Below are 19940 nucleotides of genomic sequence, written 5' to 3' on the forward strand. Positions count from 1 at the left end.
GGCCGTCGATGTTGCCTTCTGGCACCTTTGAGACATGCCCTCCTATCCTGAGAATGTCCGTTCACCGGGGGAGACCGGAAGTCGCCGTGGTCCGGTCAAACCGACGCGAATGACCCATTTCGGACGTGGGCATCGCCGGACATCGGCCCACAATTGTGCTATATGAATGTCCAGTTTCCCCGAGCCCCGGGGGTGCATCTTGAGCAGCGAGCACGTAGGGCGGCGACTGGCAGCTATTCTGGCGGCGGATGTCGCGGGCTCTTGCCGCTTGATAGGGATCGACGAAGAAGGCACGCTGGCGCAACTGAAAGCTCTGAGAAAGACGCTTTTTGATCCCAAAATCAGCGATTATCGCGGGCGCATCGTCAAGAATACCGGGGACGGCGCTCTCGTTGAGTTCGGGAGCGTCGTAGATGCCCTACGCTGCGCCGTCGAAATTCAGCGCGGCATGGCGGAACAAAATGCCGATGTGCAGCAGGATAAGCGGATCGAATTACGCATCGGCATTCATGTCGGTGATATTGTTATCGAAGAGAACGATATCTTTGGCGAAGGGGTCAATATTGCGGTGCGTCTCGAAGAGATCGCAGAACCGGGCGGCATTAGCATTTCCGACGATGCTCGCCGGCAAATTCGTTGCAAGGTCGATATTACCTTTGAGGACATGGGTTCGCAATCTTTGAAGGGTATCGCGGAACCGATACGGGTCTGGCGCGTGCGCATTTCCGCAATCGCTTCTCCGGCAATGGTAACAAACCTATCGAGCGAGACTGCGCAGCCGCTCCCTCTCCCCGACAAGCCCTCCATCGCGGTGCTGCCGTTCCAAAACATGAGCGGCGATCCGGAACAGGAATATTTCGCCGACGGCATGGTCGAGGACATTATTACCGGACTGTCGCGGTCTAAATCGCTTTTTGTGATCGCGCGACACTCCACCTTTACCTACAAAGGCAAGGCCGTCGATATCAAGCAAGTCGGCCGTGAACTTGGCGTTCGCTATGTGCTCGAAGGCAGTGTGCGCAAGTCGGGCAATCGCGTTCGAATTAGCGGGCAACTGATCGATGCTGCAACAGGAGTGCACCTCTGGGCAGACCAATTTGACAGCCAGCTTGAAGATATTTTCGATCTGCAGGATCAGGTGACGATCAAGGTGATCGGCGCAATCTTCCCTCAACTGGAGCGCGCCGAAATTGCGCGCGCCCAGCGCAAACCGACCCAAAGCCTTCAGGCTTACGACTATTATCTTCGCGCGCTCGCCAGCCTTTATCGGCTCACCCGCGAAGAGAATATTAAAGCGCTCAAGCTCACCAAGACTGCCCACCGCCTCGATCCGAAATTCGCCCTATCATATGCGCTTGGCGCTACTTGCTATACACAAAGGAAAGGTTTCGGCTGGGGCACCGATGCGGCTCAGGAAATAGCTGAAGCCCGACGACTCGCAAGGCAGGCGATCAAACTCGATGAGGACGATCCAATGGTGCTTGCAGGGGCCGGACAAGCGCTCGCTTTCGTAGTGGGTGACGTCAAGGAGGGCGCGGCCCTTGTCTCACGGGCGATAAGTCTAAATCCAAACCTGGCTATCGCACGAAATTGGAGGGGGTGGATCCACGTTTTTCTCGGAGAAGTCGATGCCGCGATCGCGCAATTCCAGGTCGCCTTGCGTTTGAGCCCCCTGAATGATCCACGGATCAACCTGGCCCAGACCGGGCTGGCCTATGCTCATTTTTTCGCTGGCCGCAATGAGGATGCCTCAACATGGGCGGAAACCGCTGTCCAGCAGCAACAAGATTATTTGAACGCACTATATATTCTGGCGGCATGCCATGCGATGGCTGAACGGATTGAGGAAGCACGAGAGGTCTGTGCGCGCGCAATGCAACTGAAACCGTCCCAAAGCATTTCCCGAATCAAGGCCAAAACCCCATTTCGTAGGGAGCAAGATATCGAAAGATTGGCGCAAGCCTTGCGGATCGCGGGTATGCCGGAATGACCCCTGTTGGCACTTTTCGGACCTGATAGGCCCAACTGATGATGTCTGTTCTTGAGGGTAAACCGGACTGCGAGTTGCGCGCCCGGACTACCGAATTTTGACCCAAGGCGGACATTGGTAGCCGGACAACGGATCACCAAGCTGCTATAGTGGATCTTCAATTTCCCCCAGCCTCGGGGGTACGTCGTGAGTAGCGAGCGAATGGAACGGCGGCTGACGGCTGTGCTGGCGGCGGATGTCGCAGGCTATAGCCGTTTGATGGGCCGCAACGAAGAAGGCACACTGGCTCAGCTCAAGTCGTTCCGGAAAGCACTTGTCGATCCTGCTATCGCCGAGCATCGTGGCCGCATTGTAAAGACCACAGGCGACGGCATGCTAGTCGAGTTCGCTAGCGCCGTAGACGCAGGTCGTTGCGCCGTTGAAGTCCAGCGCAGAATGGCCGAGCAGAATGCAGCCGTGCCACAGGATCAAAGGATCGAATTTCGCGTCGGCATTCACGTCGGCGATATCATCATCGACGAGAACGATATTTTTGGCGATGCCGTCAACATCGCTGCGCGTCTGGAGGGGATTGCAGAACCCGGAGGCGTCTGCATTTCCGATGACGCCCAACGCCAGCTCCGCGGCAAGGTTGATACTTGCTTTGATGATCTCGGTTTGCAGACGCTGAAGAATATTGCTGAGCCAATGCGCGCGTGGCGAATGCGGCTAGGCAACGTCTCGACTTCGGCGCTTTCAAAGAATGTTTCTGCCGGGTCGAGCAAACCTCTAGCGCTCCCGGACAAACCCTCTATCGCAGTCCTTCCTTTCCAGAACATGAGCGGCGATCCCAAACAGGAATACTTTGCCGACGGCATTGTGGAGGACATCATAACAGCGTTGGCACGGATGCCTTGGCTTTTCGTCATCGCGCGAAACTCGACCTTCACCTACAAAGGACGGGCGGTTGATTTGAAAGATGTCGGCCGTGACTTGGGTGTGCGTTATGTACTTGAGGGAAGCGTGCGTAGCGCTGGAAAACGAGTCCGAGTCACAGGGCAACTTATCGACGCGATCACGGGCGCTCACCTGTGGGCCGAGCGGTTTGACGCCGATCTTGAGGATGTCTTTGATCTCCAGGATCATATAACGTCCCGCGTTGTTGGGGCACTCACGCCGAAGCTGGAGCTGGCCGAGATCGAATATGCCAAACGAAAGCCGACTTCGAGCCTCAATGCTTATGACTTCTATTTGCGCGGCCTGGCAAGTTTTCATCGCGGTTCGCGCCAATCCTTGACCGACGCACTTCAATTTTTTGATCGAGCAATCGAACTCGATTCCGGCTTTGCCTCGGCTTATGGTATGGCCGCTTGGTGCTGCGTTATTCGTAACAATAACGGTTGGTCACCTGAGACCGAGGTTCATCACATGACGTCGCGGGCGAGACAGGCAGCGCGGTTGGGCAAAGACGATCCCATTGCTCTCGGTATGGGCGGGCTTGTCCTCGCTCAGGTTGAGGGCGACCTCGATGCGGGCGCCGCGCTGCTTGATCGAGCGCTGATACTCGGGCCGAATCTAGCGGCGGTTTGGCACCTTAGCGGATGGGTACGGCTCTACCTCGGACAAGCGAAGAAAGCGATTGAGCATATGGAGCGTGCGCTGCGGCTCAACCCGCTCGATCCACTGCATTATGCTGCGCAGAACGGGCTCGCCGCAGGTTACTTCCTAGCTGGCCAGTATGATATGGCGGCTTCCTCGGCTGATCGAGCATTACAGGAGCAACCGAACTACTCGGGTGCGATTAGGATGGCAGCGGCCAGTTATGCTCTCGTTGGACAGACCGCCAAAGCCCAATCCTACATGGCACGCATGCTTAAGATCGATCCAACCTTGCGAGCTTCCAAACTCAAGGGAATCGTACCGTTCCGTGGAAATGCTGATGCAGCACGGTATGTGGACGGCCTTCGGCGAGCTGGTTTGCCCGAGTAAACATTATGCCTGATCGACATCTAGAATTTTGGTATGAGTATGGAAGTACGTACACGTATTTGACGGTAGCTCGAATAGCATCTGTTGCAGAGGCTCAGAAAATTCTGGTCGATTGGCGTCCATTTTTGCTCATGCCGATCCTGATCGAGCAAGGAATGCAAAGGGGACCTTTCCTACCTTACCCAAATAAGCTGCGATATATGTGGCGTGATGTGGAAAGGAGAGCCCTCCGGCATAACATCCCATATCAAAAGCCTTTCCTTTATCCACCAAACACACTGTCGACTGCGCGCATCGGATACTTGGCCCAAAGTCAGCACTGGTGTGCCGATTTCACTCAAGAAGTCTTTCGCCTTCATTGGACAGAGGGCGTCATCATCGGAACTGATGAAAATATCCGCCGGAGCTTGAACTTTGTTGGGCAGGACCCGGATCGTATTGTCAGTATGGCGCAACGGGACGACAACAAGACGGGTTTACGGCGGCAAACGGAGCAGGCCAAAGCACTGGGAATTTTCGGTTCGCCGACGTTTGTAGTGGGAAATGAGTTGTTCTGGGGTGATGATCGCCTTGAAGATGCCTTGGACTTTGCGGCTGGCAGATTCTAACTGAGGAGCATTGGGCCGTCATCCGAGGCAGGCGTACGTCGCCGGCGCTTCTGGTATTGGCACTTTTGAGACATGCTCGCCTATCCTGAGAATATCCGTTCACCGGGTTAGACCGGAAGTCGCCATGGTCCGGCCAAACCGACGCGAATGACCCCAACAGGACATCCGGGCAAGGCGGAAATCGTTCCTGTTATCCTGTAGGAAAATCTGGATACGTCATTGAGGCGCGGTGGTAGGCAAAATCACTCAGGGGCCACGACGGGAGGAAGCTCCTCAACTACCAACTTTTCTGAATTGCACCAGGCTGAACGAGCCGATACCGGTCGTCCGGACGAACGCGAAGCCGGCCAAGCCAGCCAGCCTGCAATACTCGGCTTCCGTCCGCTCGCAGCCGCCGGGTCCTCGCAGCATGTTAAGGTCGCTCATGACGCAGGAGCGGTCCTCCGGTTCCGTCGTGGCAAGCTCCGGCATGATCCGCTCGATCACGATCAACGTCCCGGACGGCAACGCGTCCCAACAATTGCGCAGGATGATCCGGCACCGGTCGTCATTCCAATTATGGAGAATGCTTTTCATCAGGATCGTATCGGCACCGCGCGGGACTTCTTCGAAGAAACTGCCGGCGGCGAACCGGCAGCGGCCGGCGATGCCGAGCCGATCGAAATGCGCACGCGCATCTGCCTCGCAGCGCGCAAGGTCGAAGGCGACGCCCTCAAGATGCGGATTGCGCTGGAGCACGCCGCCGATCAATTCGCCGGTGCCGCCGCCGATATCCATGACGACGCATGCGGCCGCGAAGTCGTGCGCCGCAACGATCTTGGGAACGATGGTGCGCGTGAGGCTGACCATCGCTGCGTTGAACCGGCGGGTCCATTCCGTCGCATGGCCTGTCACGGCATAGCGATCGTCACCGTCACCGCGCAGCTGCGACGCAGTCTTCCCGGTGCGAACCGAATCGATCAGGCCGCTCCAGGATTGCGCGAGCATCTCGCTCTCGAAGAGGACCCAGTCCTTGAAGGACGGATCGGCGGTCTCGTCGAGCTGCCGGCCCATGTCGGTCATGGCGAAGCGGTCCCGGTCGGTCTGCCCGCAGAGGCCAAGTGTCGTCAGGCCAACGAGCAGTCTGCGCAACGCGCTTTCGTCAGCAGATACCAGCCGGGCGATCTCAGCCACCGATTTCGCATCATCGCCGATGGTCTCGGCGAGATTGAGCTTCGCCGCCGAGTAGATCACCGCGGTGATGCGATGCGACTGCACGAGATCGTGCACGGATGCTGGCCGGCTCATGTGTTTCCTCCTGTCGACGGCCGCGTTCAATCGGTCGGGACGAACCCGGCTGCTTGCACGATCGCCTTCCACCGGTCGGATTCGGATGAGATCAGCCGGGCGAAATCTTCCATGGCAATCGGGTCGGGCTCGACGGCGAGCTTCGCCATGCCGACCCTGACCTCGTCGGTGCGCAAGGCCGCCTGAATTGCGGCATTGAGTTTTTCAACGATCGGCGTTGGCGTCTTTGCCGGAACGAAGAACGCAAAGTACGTGAGGTCCTCCAGCGACGGATATCCGGTTTCCCCTACCGTCGGCACCGTCGGAACGAACGGACAGCGGCGTGGCCCGGTCGTCGCCAGCGCACGCAGATCGCCGGATTGGACCAGTCCGAGCGAGGTGCCGATCGGCATGACGGCCGCTGCAATCACGCCCTTGACCGCATCGTGAATGGCGCCAATGCCCTGATATGGCACGTGAAGAAAATCGAAGCCCGCGCTCCGCCCCAGCATCGTCCCGAGAAAATGCAGCGTGGTTCCGACGCCCGGCGTGCCATAGGTGGCGAGCTTAGGATTGGCGCGGCACCAGATGACAAAGTCTGCAACCGTCTTCACATCAGGGGGCACCTTCGGACCGACCGTCAGAAATGCGGGGGCCGAGGCTACGGTCGAGACCGGCGTGAAATCACGCGGCTCGTATCTCAGCGTCTTGTAGATGTGCGGAAACAACATCACGAAGCCGAGCGGCGCAAACAACATGACCGATCCGTCGGCGGCGGCGCTCTTCACCGCCTCCACCGCAATGCGACCGGCTGCGCCCGGCCGGTTCTCGACCACGATGGTTTTCGCATAGTTGCTCATCTGATCGGCCAGCAACCGGGCCAGGGTGTCCTGCAGCCCCGGCGAGAAGCCCGTCAGGATATGCGCGGTTCTTGCGAGCGGCTGCGCATGCACCTGCGGCGTACGATATGCAGCGGAGAGCGCGATACCGGCCGACGCCATCAAGACGTCACGACGCGTGATCATCAGCTGTCTCCCATCCTGATTTGTCCGAGCGTTCTACTTCCGATGTACCATGCCCGGGATGGACAGGCATGGCCGCCGGCTTACTTTCTCCTTACCGACAGCTTATTCCTGTCGCGCGGGCACAGGGTTTTTGACGACCGACCGCGGTCTCGGGGAGGTGGCTTGCGCTATTTCTTTGACAGTTTTTCACTTGATACCGAGCGGCGCGAGCTTTGTCGCGGGCCGGAGGTCATCGCGATCGCACCTCAAGTGTTCGACCTGCTCGGCTATCTGATCGGCAACCGCGAGCGCGTCGTCAGCAAGAACGACTTGATCAGCGCGATCTGGCAAGGCCGCGTCGTCTCGGACGTCGCGCTGACCACGCGCCTCAATGCGGCGCGGAAGGCGATCGGCGATTCCGGAGACGATCAGCGTCTCATCAAGACCTTTCCACGCAAGGGCGTCCGCTTCGTCGCCACCGTGCGCGAGGCACTCGGCCCGACAACAGCGACCTTCATCAACCTGCCAAGCCCCGCCGCAGGCAAGCCGTCGCTCGTGGTTCTGCCCTTCGCCAATCTGAGCCCCGATCCCGCGCAGGATTATTTCGTCGACGGCGTGACCGAGAGCCTGACCACGGATCTGTCGCGGATGGCGGGCATCTTCGTGATTGGCCGCAACACCGCCTTCACCTACAAGGGAAAATGTGTCGATCTGAAGCAGATCGGTTACGAGCTCGGCGTTCGTTACGTGCTCGAGGGCTCGGTGCAGCGGGCTCGAAGCCGGATACGCATCAACGTCCAGCTCATCGATGCCGAGACCGGCAACCATTTATGGGGCGAACGTTTCGACAAACAGATCGCCGACCTCTTCGACATGCAGGACGAGATCGGTGCCCGTCTTGCCAATCAACTTGGAACCGAGCTGGTCACAGTGGAGGCACGGCGCGCGGCGCGCGCGCCGCACCCGGATTCGATGGACCTGTATTTTCAGGGGATGGCATATCTGAATCGTGGAACGGACCCGGCGAGCCTGTCGCAGGCACGCCCGTTCTTCGAACAAGCGCTCCTGTTGGACGCCGCCAACGCCGAAGCCATGGTGGGCATCACCGACGTCGATACCATGCGTGCGACGTCCATGCTGATCGACCGGACGGCGCCTCTGCGGGTGGTCGAAGCGTCCTTGGCTAAGATACTTGCCCACACGCCCAATCACGCGAGGGCGCATTGCCTGATGGGAGTCGTCCAGATTTTCACAAAACGCGCCGCCCAGGGCATTGCTGAATGTGAGCGGGCATTGGCGTTGGATCGGAATCTGGCCACCGCCCATGCATGGATCGGACTTGGCAAGTGCAATCTGGGTCGAGCCGAGGAGACTGAAGCCCACATCATGGAAGCATTCCGGCTCTCTCCCCGCGACCACAAAGCCTCTTCCTGGATGAATACGGCAGGCGTTGCGCAATCATATCTCGGGGCCGATGAGGCGGCCGTTCACTGGTTCAAGCGATCGATCGAGACCAACCGGAACATTGCCCCGTTCGTCCATTTCTTTCTCGCTGCCGCGTTGGCTCATCTCGCTCAGATTGAGGAAGCAAGGGCTTATCTGCAGAGGGGGCTCGTCCTCGCTCCTAGTTTCAGCATCGAGCAATTCCACGCCAGTTCGCCAACGGATCATCCGATCTGTCTCGCGCAGCGAGCTCGCATTGCCGAGGGCCTACGCAAGGCAGGACTTTCCCAAAAGTAGAATGGCGAGCAGACGTCGAGGTCGGAGGGATCGATCGCGCGAACTTCTGCTGTTGGCACAAAAACGGAAATGCAGCTATAACCCGCGATGTCCGCACCTGATGATAAAACGGGCATCCGCGATTAGGCCATGACGCCTTTGAACCAGCCGAGTGTCTTCGAGCCCTTGATAGCAAGGTAGTGGCAGAAGCGATCGCGTCCCCTGATTGTTCGAGATTTCTGAAAACTGAGCAAGAATGCCCGCTTTCCAGTGGGCTTTTTTGTGAGTTGAGTTAGTGCCAAAGCGTATCCAGATGCCGGGCTTCGTTAAGCCCCAGCTTGCGACGCTAAGGTCGAAGGCGCCGCAAGGCGACCAGTGGCTGCATGAAATTAAGTATGACGGTTATCGCGTTCAGGTTCACGTAAACAGCGGGCGCAAGAACGTCTACACCCGCACCGGGCTGGACTGGACCAAACGGTTCTCTGTCATTGCCGGTGCCTTTGATATTCCGGGGCCAAGCCATCATCGATGGGGAGGTCGTCATAGTTCATGAAGGCCGCACCAACTTTTCCGAACTCCAAGCCGAACTTGCCGCCGGCAGACAAGATCGTTTGGTCTTTTATGCATTCGATCTCCTCTGGCGCGACGGAGACCTTCGCAGGCGACCGCAGATCGAACGCAAGCAAGTCCTTCTAGACTTGCTCGGCGAAAACGACATCGAACTTCCGGTCCTGTTTCCGAGCATCTCGTCGGCGACGGGCAGAGGATGTTTGAGCATGCCACCAAGTTGAACTGGGAAGGCATCATTTCGAAAGCGAGCAGATGCGCCGTACCGATCGGAGCGAACTGAGAACTGGCTGAAGATCAAAGCCGTGCAGAAGGGGAAGTTTCCGGTGGTCGGGTTCGTCAAGGACCCTGGCGGCATCGCGGCGCTATATCTCGGCAAGAAGGAAGGTAACGATCTCGTTTACATGGGAGGTTGGGACAGGATGGTCTCGCACTGTTTCCAGCCAGATCAGGAAACAACTCGACACTGTTGTCAGTCCGAAATCCACACTAACCAGACCGATCAGGAAGCTAATGGCGACATGGGTAGAACCGAAGTTCTATGCTGACGTTGAATACAGAGACATCACATCGGAAGGCTTACTACGTGCCAGTTCGTTCAAAGGCCTTTTCCGGAAGGATCAATCCTGATTGTCCCATCTGCTTCGGAGTAGGCTGGGTATGCGAAAATCATCCCAAGCGGGCTTGGAGCGAAGGGCTCGGTTGTCAGTGTGGGGCAGGTATGCCCTGTGAGTGCGTCAGTGCTGATGGGCTTGAGGAGCCTGACATCAGCCAAGTCCTCGAAGCCCCGTCAACGCCCCACTAGCGCCGCGCGGTCTTCCGACGATTATATGGTGAGCGGTTCACCGGTCCCATCGGTTGCTAGGTCCCGGATCAGCGCCGCTTCAGCCGCATCGGTCCGAAGCTTCTCCAGAGAGGCCTGATAGTCCATCACTTGCTTACGCTTTTAACCATGCGGTTCCCTCAACATCGCTAATTACACATCGCTTCTTCCCCCACCCCGTCTGTCCGGTAGCCGACAGAAACAAATCAGCCCATCGCTCGCTCAATCGTGAATGCCGCAACGCGAAGCCCTTGGGGTTCAAATCCGAACCGTGATGTGGCCGCAACCGTTACTAGGTAGCGGGAACGGAGATCATGATGGAGATCATGATGAAGCGCCGTCGATTTAAACAGACCAGTTCTCTTGAAGAGCGTCTCGCCGAACGTGCGAACGAGATCAGGGCACAGGCTGAAGCTCTTCCCCCGGGTAGCATCGAGCGTGAGCGATTAGAGCTGCAGGCAAGGCAAGCTGACACTGTCTCTCATATCAACGAGTGGCTGACCTCACCCGGCCTACAGCCTCCGAAATAGTCGAATTGCCCCGTCGGACGGCAGCGTAACATTCATGCAGCAGCCTTATCCTCTTTGTCAGCTCCGCGTGTAACGATCTTGATCGCATCGTCGGGCAGCGGTCGCTGCAGCGCCTTGCCCTCGTCCCACGGCGCTCTCATCCAAACGTCTCGCTCCTCGTCGGTCTGCAGGATGACCGGCATAGCTTTTGGATGGATCGGTTCGACAACGGCGTTCGGCGACGTGGTGAGAAATCCATAGAGACGACGTCTTTCTTCTTGGTCTCCCGGTTTGGCTCCGGGGCGTATTCCGCGAAGCTGTTGAACGGCACTAGGCAACGATTTTCCGGCTTCAGCCAACCGCGCCAATGCGGCGAGGAAGGTGTTGCGAATATTGGTCACTGGCGGCCCGCCTGTCCGTGGCGGTGGCGGCATGCCCCAGCGCATCAGGACTAACTCGCGTTCGGTACCTGTATTGCGAACGATCGGCGCTGGGTAGTCGGGAAACACGCCCGGCATAGGCGCTAGGTTGCCCACGTATCGGTTCATGACGCGGAACAACGCGCGGATGGCTTCTTGGTTTGTGGTGATGCTGTAGAGATTGCACATTATGGAGAGCTGCCGCGATAGATTCTTTTCGTTAGTCTCGATCAGTATGCAGGTCTCTCAGCTTTCGCATGTAGTAGCCCTGCCTTTGAAGCTCTGACCTAATCGCATCGCTGACCTTGACAACCCTCTTCTTGCTCTTGCGCCATTTTCCCAGCGTCGCAACAGGCGGTATCGGGCATCCCTTCTTCACAACGAGCAGATCACGTCTGGTGCTCAAATACACATCCATTTGTCTATCTCCCAAAAACGACTGAACTTATCGTTTGTGAGCAGAGCATGGGTTACCGAAACGCAACACCAAGCGATTGTTGTGCGCCTTCCTAATTTACCGCTGGCAGGAGTGCAGCGAAGCGCTTGACCAAGTTAAAGCGGCACAGGCTCAATAAGCAGCTAGGTCTCGTGGATTGCTCAGGGGCTTCGGTGACGCTGTAATTGCCACCCAGAGCACGAAAAAGCGCGAAGTCATCTGGGGCGGGCGGATCATGGGCGCCGACATGCGCGCCCAGACAGCCCGCCAAAACGCTAAGAAGGCCGCCCGTGCCGCTGATCGAGCCAAGGCAGAAGCATGGTCGGTCCGCATGGAAGGCTATGGCGGCCCGGCCCAGCCATCCCCAACGATTGGCCAATGCCTGAACGGCGGATACGGTTGGCTAGAGATCGAATGCTGCCGATGCAAAACACGGGCAAGCCTGCCGCTTGATGCTATCCGCAGGGCGCGTGATACGCCGATCTGGAAGCTAGAACCGTCCTTCCGAATGCCGGTCCTGCGGCACGCGCCGTTAGAAGCCACCGGTCCGCATGATCAAGTTGACGGAGCAGCGGGAGATTACGCCGTACAAATGGGTGCATCCTGATGAGGAGCGTTGAGGTCCACATTGCAAGGAGAAGGCGACCCCCTGGCGTCAGTGCTTTGCATGTTCGCTCCCTAAATCATAAAAATGCGAATGGATCAGGAGCTAGTTGCTTAACAATTTTGGATGAAATTCCGATTTGCAAGGCAACCAAATGAAGTCGTAGCCGCACCCGAGGATCAAGGAGGGAACGCGACGATGCAAGTGCTCACGATGCTCCTTCCAGTCTTCCTCGTGCTCGCGTTGATGTCGAGCAAGCTGTTCAACAGTTTGAGAACGATGGAAGTACAAATGGGCATGGGCGTGGTGCTGTTGAGATGCGAGAGCCCATCGCTGTTCTGGTTCGTGATTGCGTTTCAGTGTTTGGTGATAGGCGCGCTACTCGCGATCTTCTATTGGCCATTTATTATTCTTCCGAACCAAGTCATGAGCTGAAAGCGCTAAGCGAACGATGTCCACCCTAAAGCGCGTCGACCCAGCGCTCCGCCCCATTATCCCAACGATCGTCGGATTGGCAGCCGTCGGCGGCATCATCGCGGCGACGGAGTTCGGGCCAATCCTCGTCGGCTGCTCCATCAAGGGCAACATCAGCAAGAACACGGGCGAGCGCATCTATCACTCACCGGGGCAGGAGTATTACGCTCAAACTCGGATTAACTGGCTCTCAGGCGAGCGATGGTTTTGCTCCGAGGCAGGTGCACGGGCGGCAGGATGGCGGAAGTCCCGAAGTTAGGTTGTGCAGTCTGGGTCCGCTTTGGAGGCGAAAGCAGACACGCGCTGATCACGAAGAAACTTCGCCTTTTGACCCTGGCTGTGTGAAAACGCCGTACTCCCGAGACTGCCTAGAATGAACTTTCTCGTTGCGAAGAGAAATCGACAGAGCATGAGAACGCTTACGAAGCGGTTCGCCGTTCGATAGAACACGATTCTATCACTTCTACTTGCCGCCGCGTTTTTACACAGCCAAGACCCAAAGCGGACTTCGAGTGGGGCAGAGCAATTAGACGTCCGACAAAAAAGACTCGATCTCGCCGATGAACCTCGGCCATGCCTGCTCACCTGGTATCGGAACGTGGTTTTCTGAGTCCAAAGTTACGAACTTCGCGTTCGGGATCGACGTGGCCATGCGGCGTCCCTCGTCGAATGGCACGAGATTGTCGTAACGAGAGTGCAGGACAAGTGCCGGAGCGGATACCTTCGGCAGAAGGTCGACGATATCAATTTCGTCAATGCCGTTATGATTCCTCACTGCGTTTTCAGCGGAAGTCGATACACGCAGCAGGTCTGCGTACCACTTGATCTGTTCGGGCGAGGCACTTGGAAGAAAAACGGAGCTGAACATCCTCAGAAATGCCGAGTTCTCGTTCACCCATCCTTCACGCATGACGGCAATAAGGGCCTTTCCCAATTCGATCTGTTCCAAGGAGCCTCGCTTATTGCGGCCGAGCGCAAACCCACCGACCAAGACCATCTTGGTGACGCGATTGGGATAGCGAGCAGCATGGGCGATAGCCGTTCCCACCCCTTGCGATATGCCCAGAACTGCATAGCGCCGCAAATGCAATGCACCAACCACTGCTTCTAGATCGCGTTCGAACGTTGCAAGGGAAATGTCGGTGATGTTGCGATCGGAAAGCCCAAAACCTCGACCGTCGAAGCGAATGAGCCGGAAGCGATCGGCGAGGAAACGCCAGAGCGGCGCCCGGCCTGGGTTCTGCCAGTCGTATTCGAGGTGGGTAAGCCAGGTCGGAATACTCACGAGAGGCATGCCTTGGCCGACACATGCCACGGCAAGATTAATCCCGTCCGTGGTCCGGCAAAATGTGATTTCTTGACCGCGCGAGGGACGACACGGCATCTGACGGGCGGCCGCCTCAACCGATGAACTCCGCGTCTCCACTGCGTCTTCGCGGACATCGCCAATGAACCGGAATCCTCTGCGGATGACGGTGCAGATCCAGCGCTGCTGCTCGCCGTCATCACCGACCGAGCGGCATTGATCCGAGCTGCAATCGCGGAATCCGAAACCATGCGCCCATCCCAAACGGCCGAGAGGAGATCTTCTTTGCTGACCACACAGTCGCGATTGCGAATCAAGTAAACAAGAATGTCGAACACCTGCGGTTCGACCGGAATCAACTTCGCCCCCGACCGCAACTCGCGCCGCTCGGCATCGAGAATCATGCCGCCAAAAAGGTAAGCCAAGGGTGCACTCCAGTGCGAGCAAAGGCGGCCGAACAACGGCTTCGCCGTGCAAATCAATGGTATCGCAATAAGAAATAAAGGTCACGGCAAAGCGCGGCCGGACCGGGGAAGGCACAATCGACGCCATGCTGCAAGGGTAAGCCAGGGAGGAGACAATGGCTCATCCGTCCGTATTCGCACTTTTACTATCGTGCCTTCTTGTCCCGGCCAGTGCAATCTCGGGCCCATCGACCAAAGAAGCCGAGGTGAACGGGGTTCGCCTGCCTTATGTGGAGCAGGGCTCAGGCGAGCCGATCGTCTTTATCCATGGAGCAATTTCCGATCTTCGCGCCTGGGAACCGATCAGAGACGAGATTGCCAAGAAGTATCGGTTCGTCGCCTATACCCAGAGATATTTCGGGATTGGCGCCTGGAAGGATGATGGGAAGCAATTCGGCGTTGCGACCCATGCCGGTGATCTCGCAAAGTTCATCATGGCGCTCAACACTGGACCGGTTCACCTCGTCGGTTGGTCCTACGGCGGTGCGGTGGCGACGGAAGCGGCGTTGAAGAATCCTTCACTGGTCCGCAGCCTAATTCTTTACGAACCGGCCGTGTGGGAAGTTCTCTCGGCTGATAGCCCCGAGGAAAAAGAAGCGCTCGAAGATCGGAGCAAAATTTTTGGTCCGGCAGTCGCTGCAAACAACGCCGGTGACGCGGTCCAAGCGACCCGGCTACTGCTAGAGGGGGTGTTCTACCTCCCACATGGCGGGTTCGACCGTGAACCGCAGGCAGCGCAGACGATTTGGCTCGACAATTCCCGGACCACGCCGCTGTTGTTCGCGGCTTCGCCAACCGCAATAACATGCGACACACTGAAGAATTTCAGTCGGCCGACGCTAGTCCTAGGAGGGAGAAATCGTCTGCAACCTGGAGGCTGATCAATGACGCGTTCAGCAAGTGCATACCTGGCGCCCGCAAGATCACTCTGCATAACGTTAATCACGATGCGCCTCTTCGCGATCCGGCTGGATTCAGCGCTGCCGTGATAGAGTTCCTGTCGAAACGTTGAGGCTGCCTCAGTTGATGGCCGTTCTGCTTTTGAGCGAGCATCGGAATGTCTGGTCGGTTGCGCACGCTAGGTCCGGAAATGGCACCTTTGAGACATGCCCGCCTATTCTGAGAATGTCCGTTGATTGGGGTAGATCGCTAGTGGATCGTCCGACCCAGCGCCTCGGAGAACACGCGCGCGTAGTGCTCCAGATCGGCCGATTCGAACCCGGTCAGATTGTAGATCTGGCCGATGTGCGGCGTGGGATCCTCGATGACGACCGATACGGCGCGCGCCACGTCCACAGCCGAAATCGGTGAGGTTTTGCCGCCGCCCATTGGCAACGCCAGTTCATCGGTGTCCCGCACGCTCGGGGCAGCGAAAAGGCGGAAGAACCCTTCGAGGAAACCGTGGGCCGCATGGCGACGACCGGGAGGCCCGACCAGGACAAAGCTTGTTCAGCCAGCCAGTGCAGCTTGTGCTGCGGGCTGTCGGTGCTCTCGGTGATGCTCATCTGCGTAACGGTCATCTGAGACATGTTCACGAACGCTTCGACGCCGTGATGGCGCGCCACGGCGGCGATGTTGACCGTGGCCGTCAGGTAATCGGCCGAAACCGACATGCCGAAATAGACACTCGCGCAACCTTCGATCGCCCGGTGCATCGCGGTGAGGTCAGTCAGGTCGCCTTGCATGACCTCGGCGCCGAGCTGGCGCAGGGCCTCGGCGCGTTCATCCTCGCGGCGCACCAGGGCGCGCACCTTGCGCCGTTTGGCGAGCAGCATTTCGGTGAGATTGCGGCCGATGGACCCGACAGCGCCACCCGCGCCGGTCGTCTCTGGGGCTTCGCGTAGGTCGCCAAATGCGGCTTGTGACGATAGGCGCTCCCCCGACTACAGCTCACAGGTGCGCAACAAAGTGTTAAGCTGCTTTCCGTCCGGCGTGGTGCCTGGTCGTTTGGAGGGCGCTGTGACAGAGCAGCGGGTTCAAAGGCGACTAGCGGCAATCTTGGCCGCTGATGTGGTCGGCTATTCCGCGCTCATGGAACGCGACGAGGAAGCGACCTACCATGAGTTCGAGCGGCTCAAACGAGAATTGATCGAGCCTAGCCTCCGCCACCACGAAGGCCGCCTTATCAAGACAACGGGTGATGGTGCGCTCGTCGAGTTCGCGAGTCCCTTAGCCGCCATGAGATGCGCGGTGGAGATGCAGGATCATCTCGCCTCGGGGAACAGTCCGCTAAGGTTTCGCATCGGGCTTAACCTTGGTGACATTATCGTTGGCCGGGACGGGGACCTCTACGGCGATGGGATTAACATTGCGGTCCGGCTGGAGGGTATCGCCGATCCGGGAGGCATCCTGATTTCCGAAAAGGTGTACAGCGAAGTCGAAGGCAAGCTGGACCTTGGCTTCGAGGATCGCGGCAAGCAGCAGCTCAAGAACATCTCCAAGCCCGTCCGCGCATACGCGGTACGCACCGGAGCCCATAGCGCGCTGACCGAGAGGATAAGCTCGGCCCCTCCACTCCCAGACAAGCCGTCTATTGCCGTGCTGCCGTTCGAGAACATGAGCGACGATCCCGACCAGGAATACTTCGCCGACGGCATTGTGGAGGACGTGATCACTGCGCTGTCGCGCTTCAAGTCGCTGTTCGTGATCGCTCGCAATTCGAGCTTCACTTACAAGGGCAAAACGGTGGATCTGAAGCAAGTCGGGCGCGAGCTGGGAGTGCGATACGTGCTGGAAGGCAGCGTACGCAAGGCAGCAAAGCGTTTGCGCATCACCGGCCAGCTCCTCGACGCCTCGACAGGCGGGCATCTGTGGGCAGATCGTTTTGAAGGCGACATCGAAGACGTGTTTGAGCTGCAAGACCGGGTGACATCGAGCGTGATCGGCGCCATCGCACCAAAACTTGAGCAGGCCGAAATCGAGCGCGCCTTGCGCAAGCCGACCGAGAACCTTGACGCCTATGACCATTACCTGCGTGGCATGGCGTGCATGTATCGCTGGACCAAGGAGGGCTTCGGCGAGGCGCTGACGTTGTTCTACAAGGCTATCGAACTCGATCCAAATTTCGCTTCGGCCTATGGCATGGCCGCGTGGTGCTACTTTTGGCGTATGGCTAATGCGTGGATGACCGACCGCGGGCAAGAGATCGCGGAAGCCAAACGATTGGCCAGCAGGGCGGGGGAGTTAGGCAAGGATGATGCGGTTTCGCTCTCTTTTGGCGGACTTACGCTTGGCTACTTTGCGACCGACGCTGAATCGGGTGCTACGCTGATCGATCGCGCGCTCCTGCTCAATCCGAACCTCGCGGCTGCTTGGAGCGCCAGCGGATTCTTGAGAGCCATTTTTGGCGACCTGGACGTGGCTGTCGAGCACTTGGCGCGCGCCATGCGGTTAAGCCCTCTTGATCCACTGATGTTCTTCATGCACCACCTCACCGCATTGGCTCACTACTTCGCTGGCCGATACGACGAGGCGTTGCCGTTGGCAGAACGAGCATGCCGTGAACAGCCGCATTTCATAGGCGCTGTGCGAGTCGCCGCAGCAAGTTATGCCCTCGCCGGTCGTCCCGACGAAGCACGGAAGTGCATTGCACGCGCGCGTCAACTCGATCCCGAGTTGCGCGTTTCCAATTTGAAGGATCGGATCGGACCGTTTCGGCCAGAAGCTTTCCCCAAATACGTAGAGGCCCTGCGAAAGGCCGGACTACCTGAGTGAGACGGTTTGGTGGATTTCGTGCCGGCGGCGCAGGCATGTGTTTGGCGCCTATCTGACCGACTGGCTAGTCCGTACGGACCCTGCTGCTACCGCTATTGGCACTAAACGGACCGGTCTGGCCATGTCCGTTCATCGGGCCAGACCAGCAGTGGCTCATTGAATATCATAACGGCACTTTTGACCCGTTTCGGACATGGCGGACATCGGCCCACAATCCTGCTATATAACTCTCTAATTTCCCCGGGCCCGGGGGTGCGTCGTGAGCAGTGAGCACGTTGAGCGGCGACTGGCGGCTATTCTGGCGGCAGATGTCGTGGGCTCTTGTCGCCTGATAGGGATCGACGAAGAAGGCACGCTGGCGCAACTCAAAGCTCTTAGGAAGACGCTTTTCGATCCCAAAATCTCTGAGCACCATGGACGTGTCGTCAAGAATACAGGCGACGGTGCCCTCGTTGAGTTCGCCAGTGTGGTCGACGCCGTGCGATGCGCCGATGAAATCCAACGCTGCATGACAGAACAAAATGTCGATGTGCCGCAGGACAAGCGGATCGAACTCCGCATCGGCATTCACGTCGGTGATATTATCATCGCAGATGATGATATTTTCGGCGATGGGGTCAACATCGCCGTGCGCCTCGAAGCCCTCGCCGAGCCCGGCGGCATCGTGGTCTCCGTCAACGCCTATGACTATGTCAAGAACAAGGTGCAGGTTGGGTTCGACGATATCGGCGCTCAAACTCTGAAAAACATCGCCGAGCCAGTGCGGGCCTATCGCATTGGTGGCACGCCTAGCGTCGGAATAACCGTAGACCGAGCTGTGGCCGACAAGCCTTCGGTCGCAGTCATGCCCTTTGACAACATGGGCAGCGGAAAAGAACAGCAATATCTCTGTGACGGAATCAGCGATGATATCATTACCGAGCTGTCACGATTTCGACAAATGCGCGTTTTGGCACGCAATTCCTCGTTCCAATTTCGCGGGCCAAATGTCGATGTCGGTCGGGTCAGCCGAGAACTTGGCGTTCAATACATATTGGAAGGTAGCGTCCGGCGACTTGGAGAACGCATTCGCATCACTGCGCAACTTATTGACACGTCAACGGGTCACCATGTGTGGGCAGATCGATTTGATCGGCCTCTGGAAGAGTTATTCGATGTCCAGGATCAGGTGGTTCGGACAATCGTGGGTACTCTCGTAGGACGGCTGCAGGCCGACCGTGTTGATCGTGCCAAGCGCAAGCCACCCACCAGCCTCGTCGCGTATGAATGTGTGCTGCGCGGCGATGCCCTGCCCGTATACGACGAGGTTAGTGAGGCCGAAGCGCGCCGTCTGTTCAGACGAGCTATCGAACTCGATCCCGGGTACGCAAAAGCTTATGCGCTGCTCGCGTTTGCCATTTGTCGCGAATGGTACGTCGACATGAGTGGATCTAATGCCGCATTGGACCAAGCGTTAGAGCTCGCCAAGAGAGCCGTCGAACTCGACGATGGCCAGGAAACGTGTCTAGGGGCTTTGGGTTTTGTGCACATCTATCGCCAATCGTACGATCTTGCTGAGCACTATTATGCAAGAGCGCTCGCGCTGAATCCGAACAGCCCGACTGTCTTGGCGAATTTAGGTGATCTGTACGTCCGTCTCGGAGACGCCGCAAAAGGCATCGATTACTTGAAGGAAGCGAAAGTCGTCGATCCCTTCTTTGCTCCGAAATGGTATTGGGGGGCAGTGGGCAGAGCGTACTTCGTGACACATCGATATGAGGATGCCATCACGGCCTTCGCTCGTTACCCAAGTACAATGTATTGGGGAGAGGTGTACCTGACGGCTTGCTATGCTTTGACGGGCAACATCGATCGGTCCAAATATCATGCTGCCGAGGTCCTTCGCCTCATGCCTGAGTTCTCAATCTCGCGCTTTATGCCGAAGGACCCGTACAGGCTTTCGAGCGATAGTAAACATCTGGCCGACGCTCTTCGCCAAGCTGGGCTGCCGGAATGAGAGTCGCTTTTTCTGCATTGCTAGTGGATTCGTCGGCTTTTGGCACCTTTCGGACCTGCCGATCCTCGTAGCG

The 19940-nt window shown here is 57.8% G+C and carries 17 protein-coding genes and 2 pseudogenes; 13 read left to right on the top strand and 6 right to left on the bottom strand.

Annotated features, from left to right (window positions below):
* The first annotated feature begins 199 nt into the window (after window positions 1–199).
* The 3 genes from ACFXS9_RS00855 to ACFXS9_RS00865 all read left to right on the top strand — a co-directional run bounded on the left by ACFXS9_RS00855 (window position 200) and on the right by ACFXS9_RS00865 (window position 4566).
* On the top strand, window positions 200–1990 hold the full coding sequence (locus ACFXS9_RS00855) for an adenylate/guanylate cyclase domain-containing protein (protein WP_392684081.1): 1791 nt from the start codon (window positions 200–202) through the stop codon (window positions 1988–1990).
* 201 nt (window positions 1991–2191) lie between these two features.
* Complete coding sequence (locus ACFXS9_RS00860) at window positions 2192–3958, top strand: tetratricopeptide repeat protein (RefSeq protein WP_392684084.1); 1767 nt, start codon at window positions 2192–2194, stop codon at window positions 3956–3958.
* Window positions 3959–3963: 5 nt separating this feature from the next.
* Window positions 3964–4566 (top strand): 2-hydroxychromene-2-carboxylate isomerase, encoded by a 603-nt coding sequence (locus ACFXS9_RS00865; RefSeq protein WP_392684087.1) that lies wholly within the window; start codon window positions 3964–3966, stop codon window positions 4564–4566.
* Window positions 4567–4839: 273 nt separating this feature from the next.
* Here the strand turns inward: ACFXS9_RS00865 and ACFXS9_RS00870 are convergent, their stop codons facing one another.
* Both ACFXS9_RS00870 and ACFXS9_RS00875 read right to left on the bottom strand, forming a co-directional pair.
* On the bottom strand, window positions 4840–5853 hold the full coding sequence (locus ACFXS9_RS00870; RefSeq protein ID WP_392684089.1) for a methyltransferase: 1014 nt from the start codon (window positions 5851–5853) through the stop codon (window positions 4840–4842).
* A gap of 26 nt (window positions 5854–5879) precedes the next feature.
* A complete protein-coding gene (locus ACFXS9_RS00875; RefSeq protein WP_392684092.1) occupies window positions 5880–6857 on the bottom strand; it encodes a Bug family tripartite tricarboxylate transporter substrate binding protein in 978 nt (325 codons plus the stop codon).
* 162 nt (window positions 6858–7019) lie between these two features.
* On the opposite strand from ACFXS9_RS00875, the gene ACFXS9_RS00880 reads away from it, so the two are divergent.
* The 5 genes from ACFXS9_RS00880 to ACFXS9_RS00900 all read left to right on the top strand — a co-directional run bounded on the left by ACFXS9_RS00880 (window position 7020) and on the right by ACFXS9_RS00900 (window position 10475).
* Window positions 7020–8576: a winged helix-turn-helix domain-containing protein gene (locus tag ACFXS9_RS00880; RefSeq protein ID WP_392684095.1), complete on the top strand. Its 1557-nt coding sequence runs from the start codon at window positions 7020–7022 to the stop codon at window positions 8574–8576.
* A 292-nt stretch (window positions 8577–8868) separates the two neighbouring features.
* Window positions 8869–9108 (top strand): hypothetical protein, encoded by a 240-nt coding sequence (locus ACFXS9_RS00885; protein WP_392684098.1) that lies wholly within the window; start codon window positions 8869–8871, stop codon window positions 9106–9108.
* Complete coding sequence (locus ACFXS9_RS00890) at window positions 9050–9346, top strand: hypothetical protein (protein WP_392684132.1); 297 nt, start codon at window positions 9050–9052, stop codon at window positions 9344–9346. The genes ACFXS9_RS00885 and ACFXS9_RS00890 overlap by 59 nt, the downstream gene beginning before the upstream one ends.
* A 223-nt stretch (window positions 9347–9569) precedes the next feature.
* Window positions 9570–9752: a hypothetical protein gene (locus ACFXS9_RS00895; RefSeq protein ID WP_392684135.1), complete on the top strand. Its 183-nt coding sequence runs from the start codon at window positions 9570–9572 to the stop codon at window positions 9750–9752.
* A 507-nt stretch (window positions 9753–10259) separates the two neighbouring features.
* Entirely contained in the window at window positions 10260–10475 is a 216-nt protein-coding gene (locus ACFXS9_RS00900) for a hypothetical protein (RefSeq protein WP_392684101.1), read from the top strand.
* Window positions 10476–10507: 32 nt separating this feature from the next.
* Here the strand turns inward: ACFXS9_RS00900 and ACFXS9_RS00905 are convergent.
* Window positions 10508–11062 (bottom strand): annotated as a pseudogene (locus tag ACFXS9_RS00905) (SOS response-associated peptidase family protein).
* 482 nt (window positions 11063–11544) lie between these two features.
* On the opposite strand from ACFXS9_RS00905, the pseudogene ACFXS9_RS00910 reads away from it, so the two are divergent.
* Window positions 11545–11929: pseudogene (locus ACFXS9_RS00910) on the top strand (hypothetical protein).
* A gap of 182 nt (window positions 11930–12111) precedes the next feature.
* Window positions 12112–12348 carry a hypothetical protein gene (locus ACFXS9_RS00915; protein WP_392684103.1) on the top strand — a complete coding sequence of 79 codons (237 nt, stop codon included), beginning with the start codon at window positions 12112–12114 and terminating at the stop codon, window positions 12346–12348.
* A gap of 565 nt (window positions 12349–12913) precedes the next feature.
* Here the strand turns inward: ACFXS9_RS00915 and ACFXS9_RS00920 are convergent.
* Together ACFXS9_RS00920 and ACFXS9_RS00925 are read right to left on the bottom strand one after the other, a co-directional pair.
* Complete coding sequence (locus ACFXS9_RS00920) at window positions 12914–13672, bottom strand: alpha/beta fold hydrolase (protein ID WP_392684106.1); 759 nt, start codon at window positions 13670–13672, stop codon at window positions 12914–12916.
* On the bottom strand, window positions 13669–14118 hold the full coding sequence (locus tag ACFXS9_RS00925; RefSeq protein WP_392684108.1) for a transcriptional regulator: 450 nt from the start codon (window positions 14116–14118) through the stop codon (window positions 13669–13671). Before ACFXS9_RS00925 ends, ACFXS9_RS00920 begins: the two co-directional genes overlap by 4 nt.
* 155 nt (window positions 14119–14273) lie before the next feature.
* On the opposite strand from ACFXS9_RS00925, the gene ACFXS9_RS00930 reads away from it, so the two are divergent.
* The gene (locus ACFXS9_RS00930; protein WP_392684109.1) at window positions 14274–15038 is read left to right on the top strand and encodes an alpha/beta fold hydrolase; all 765 of its coding nucleotides are present in this window, start codon (window positions 14274–14276) and stop codon (window positions 15036–15038) included.
* Window positions 15039–15380: 342 nt separating this feature from the next.
* On the opposite strand, the gene ACFXS9_RS00935 is transcribed toward ACFXS9_RS00930, so the two are convergent.
* Entirely contained in the window at window positions 15381–15932 is a 552-nt protein-coding gene (locus ACFXS9_RS00935) for an NAD(P)H-binding protein (RefSeq protein ID WP_392684112.1), read from the bottom strand.
* A 223-nt stretch (window positions 15933–16155) separates the two neighbouring features.
* Between ACFXS9_RS00935 and ACFXS9_RS00940 the strand changes: the two genes are divergently transcribed.
* Complete coding sequence (locus ACFXS9_RS00940; protein ID WP_392684115.1) at window positions 16156–17871, top strand: adenylate/guanylate cyclase domain-containing protein; 1716 nt, start codon at window positions 16156–16158, stop codon at window positions 17869–17871.
* A 259-nt stretch (window positions 17872–18130) separates the two neighbouring features.
* Window positions 18131–19867, top strand: coding sequence for an adenylate/guanylate cyclase domain-containing protein (locus ACFXS9_RS00945; protein ID WP_392684117.1), 1737 nt, complete (start codon window positions 18131–18133; stop codon window positions 19865–19867).
* Window positions 19868–19940: the final 73 nt, after the last annotated feature.

It is taken from the genome of Bradyrhizobium sp. RDI18 (genome assembly GCF_043203335.1).
Lineage (GTDB): Bacteria > Pseudomonadota > Alphaproteobacteria > Rhizobiales > Xanthobacteraceae > Bradyrhizobium > Bradyrhizobium retamae.